Raw genomic sequence first — 4,142 nt, 5'->3', positions numbered from 1 at the left:
GTACCGCTCCGTAGGCTTGTCGCGCACAGGGTGCGCTCCCACAAAGGACCGATCAGCGGCTTTGATGCGACAGCCGCGACGTACCCCTTGTAGGAGCGCACTTGTGCGCGACCGCGGCGCTGGGATGTATCGCTCCGTCGGCTGGTCGCGCACAAGTGCGCTCCTACAAGGGCGCCGCGTGGCCCAGCAACGTCGCGCGTTGTTCGGCTCTTGATCCCCGGGGTCCCCGTATGACGCGGCGGGCGGGTGGAGGAAAGCCCGAAGGGTGGCCGCAGGGATGCGGCCGGCCTCCGGCAGGAGGACGGAAGCCCGCGGCAGGCGAGCCAGATCGCGGTATCGCGACAACCGAACACCGAGGCTCTGGATGACCAGCCATCCGGCTGTTGAAGAGCGCTTCCGGCCTGCGCCGGGATGACAAAAAAAGCCGCCCCGATTGGAGCGGCTCTCTCAGAACCTGACCTTGTCCCACCCCTTCACCAACAGAAGAGAAAAAAGGCCAATCACATATTCCGCCGATACTCCCCACCCACGTCATACAACGCATGACTGATCTGCCCCAGCGAGTTGTACTTCACCGCCTCGATCAACTGCTCAAACACATTGCGCCGATCACGCGCCGTCTCCTGCAGCACCTTCAGGCTCTCCGGCGCCAGCTCATTGCGCGCCTTGCCAAAGGCCAGCACGTTGTCGATCTGCTGCCCTTTCTCGCCCTCGGTGGAACGGATGAGCTCGATCTCGGTGGCGATCTCGCCGCCGTGGTCCTTGGGCAGGAAGGTGTTCACGCCGATCAGCGGCAGGCTGCCGTCGTGCTTCTTCTGCTCGTAGTACATCGACTCTTCCTGGATCTTGCCGCGCTGGTACATGGTGTCCATCGCGCCGAGCACGCCACCGCGCTCGCTGATCGCCTCGAACTCCTTGTACACCGCCTCTTCGACGATGTCGGTAAGCGCATCCACGATGTGGCTGCCCTGCCAGGGGTTCTCGTTGAAGTTGAGGCCCAGTTCCTTGTTGATGATCATCTGGATCGCCACCGCGCGACGCACGCTCTCTTCGGTCGGGGTGGTGATGGCTTCGTCGTACGCATTGGTGTGCAGGCTATTGCAGTTGTCGAACAAGGCATACAGCGCCTGCAGCGTGGTGCGGATGTCGTTGAACTGGATTTCCTGCGCGTGAAGCGAACGGCCCGAGGTCTGGATGTGGTACTTCATCATCTGGCTGCGCGCGCTGGCGCCGTAGCGCTCGCGCATCGCGCGGGCCCAGATGCGGCGTGCCACGCGGCCGATCACGGTGTATTCCGGATCCATGCCGTTGGAGAAGAAGAACGACAGATTCGGCGCGAAATCGTCGATGCTCATGCCGCGCGCGAGATAGTACTCGACGATGGTGAAGCCGTTGCTCAGCGTGAAGGCCAACTGGCTGATCGGGTTCGCGCCGGCTTCGGCGATGTGATAGCCGGAGATCGACACCGAATAGAAGTTGCGCACCTTGTGGTCGACAAAATACTGCTGGATGTCGCCCATCATGCGCAGCGCGAACTCGGTGGAGAAGATGCAGGTGTTCTGCGCCTGGTCCTCTTTGAGGATGTCCGCCTGCACCGTGCCGCGCACGTTCTGCAGAGTTTCTTCCTTGATGCGCGCGTAGGTGTCCGCATCCACCAGCTGGTCGCCGGTGATGCCGAGCAGGCCGAGGCCCAGGCCTTCGTTGCCCTTGGGCAGCTCGCCCGAATACTGCGGACGGCCGTTCGGGAACATCGAGGCGATCTTCTTGTCAGCCTCAGCCCAGCGCGCCGGGTCTTCCTTCAGATACTTCTCGACGTTCTGGTCGATCGCGGTGTTCATGAACATCGCGAGGATGATCGGCGCCGGCCCGTTGATGGTCATCGACACGGAGCTGCTCGGCGCACTGAGATCGAAGCCGGAGTACAGCTTCTTCATGTCATCGAGCGTGGCGATATTGACGCCGGAATTGCCGATCTTGCCGTAGATGTCCGGACGCGGCGCCGGGTCTTCGCCGTACAGCGTCACCGAGTCGAACGCCGTGGACAGGCGCGTGGCCGCACCGCCCTGGCTCAGGTAATGGAAGCGGCGATTGGTGCGCTCGGGCGTGCCCTCGCCCGCGAACATGCGGGTGGGATCTTCACCCGTGCGGCGATACGGATAGACACCGCCGGTATACGGGTAATAGCCGGGCAGGTTCTCGCGCATCAGGAAGCGCAGCAGGTCGCCCCAGTCCTTGGTCTTGGGCGGCGAGACCTTCGGGATCTTCTGGTGGCTCAGCGATACGCGGTAGTTCTCCACGCGGATCACCTTGTCGCGCACCTTGTATTCGTTGACCTCGTCGGTCACCGACTTGTAGCGCTTGGGCCAGTCGTGCAGCAGGTGGATCGCTTCGTGGCTGAGCTCCTTGATCGCCGCGTTGTAGCGCTGGCGCAGGGTCAGCAACGTACGATCGGCGCCCTCTTCGTGCAGCGCCTCGGATTCATAGCGGGCCAGCTCGCGCGGCAGGTGCGTATCGCCCAGTTCCTTCAGCGATTCGTAGTAGTGCTGGGCTTTGCTGGCGAACTCCGCCTCGTGCTCGATCTCTTTGTTGATGCCGCGACCCTGCTCGGCGATCTCTGCAAGGTAGCGCACGCGGCTACCCGGAATGAGCACGGTGGCGCGCGGCTCCTTCAGCGTGGTGTCGAGCTTGGGCGTCCACTTCTCCGCCGGCAGGCTGAGCTTCTCGCGCATCAGGCGGCACAGATTGCTGAACATCCAGGTCACGCCCGGATCATTGAACTGGCTGGCGATGGACGGATACACCGGCACCTGTTCGTCGGTGAGCGTGAACGCGGTGCGGTTGCGCTTCCACTGCTTGCGCACGTCGCGCAGCGCGTCTTCCGCGCCGCGCTTGTCGAATTTGTTGAGCACGATGAGCTCGGCGAAATCGAGCATGTCGATTTTCTCGAGCTGGCTCGCCGCGCCGTAATCGCTGGTCATCACATAGGTGGGGAAATCCACCAGGTCGACGATCTCCGAATCGCTCTGGCCGATGCCCGCGGTTTCGACGATCACGAGGTCGTACGGCTGCGCCTTGAGGAAATCGATGCAATCGCGCAGCACGGCGCTGGTCGCAGCGTGCTGGCGGCGCGTGGCCATCGAGCGCATGTAGACGCGATGGCTGCGCAGGGAGTTCATGCGGATGCGATCGCCCAGCAGCGCACCACCGCTACGGCGACGCGTCGGATCCACCGCAAGCACGGCGATGCGCATCTCGGGGAAAGCGTGCAGGAAGCGCAGCAGCAGTTCGTCCACCACCGAGGACTTGCCCGCGCCACCGGTACCGGTCACGCCGAGCACCGGCGTGTGCTTGCCGGCCATCTTCCACTGCTTGCGCAGGTGTTCCAGTTCGGCCTCGGCCAGCTCGCCTTCTTCGATGGCCGACAGCACGTGGCCCACGGCGATCTCATTGCTGATGTCGACCATCGGCGTGACGACGCTGGCTTCTTCTTCCTTCGCGCGCTTCACCGCGGCGGCGCGCGTGCGCAGCATCACGTCTTCGATCATCTCGGTGAGGCCGAGCTTCATGCCGTCGTTCGGGTGATAGATGCGCTCGACGCCGTACGCCTGCAGCTCGCGGATTTCTTCCGGCGTGATGGTGCCGCCGCCGCCACCGAATACACGGATGTGCGAGGCATGCTGTTCCTTCAGCATGTCGACCATGTACTTGAAGTACTCGACGTGGCCGCCCTGGTAGGACGACAGCGCGATCGCATCGGCGTCTTCCTGCAGCGCGGCGCGTACCACGTCTTCCACCGAGCGGTTATGACCGAGATGAATGACCTCGGCGCCTTGCGCCTGGATGATGCGACGCATGATGTTGATCGCAGCGTCGTGGCCGTCAAAAAGACTGGCGGCGGTGACGAAGCGCAACGGGCGGCTTTCCGCGTGGGCGGCGCTGGCAGAAACGTGCTGGGCGGGGGAACTCATGGGGACTCCGGGACTGCGGGTGCGTCGGACCCACCATTTTAATGGATGGTTGCGTTTGGAACATGTTGCGGCGCGGAGGGGCGCTGATTGGCAACGGTTTTCGGGGTTTGGGCGACAACCGTGCGCAGAGGTATCGTGAGAGGTCTGTCGCGCACAGGGTGCGCTCCCACAACA

General features: G+C 63.3%; 1 protein-coding gene. It reads right to left on the bottom strand.

The window, feature by feature from the left end:
* Positions 1–500 precede the first annotated feature (500 nt).
* Positions 501–3,968: a methylmalonyl-CoA mutase family protein gene (locus tag AC1DMG_RS20535; protein ID WP_441604252.1), complete on the bottom strand. Its 3,468-nt coding sequence runs from the start codon at positions 3,966–3,968 to the stop codon at positions 501–503.
* Between the last annotated feature and the right edge of the window lie 174 nt (positions 3,969–4,142).

The organism is Dyella sp. 01N36 (assembly GCF_056399745.1).
The sequence above is the reverse complement of the archived record's forward strand: the minus strand, read 5'-3'. Positions and strand labels throughout refer to the sequence as shown.

Bases quoted from the DNA above. Each gene is read 5' to 3' on its own strand.
- AC1DMG_RS20535 (WP_441604252.1), bottom strand. From the start codon at position 3,968: ATGAGTTCCCCCGCCCAGCACGTTTCTGCCAGCGCCGCCCACGCGGAA.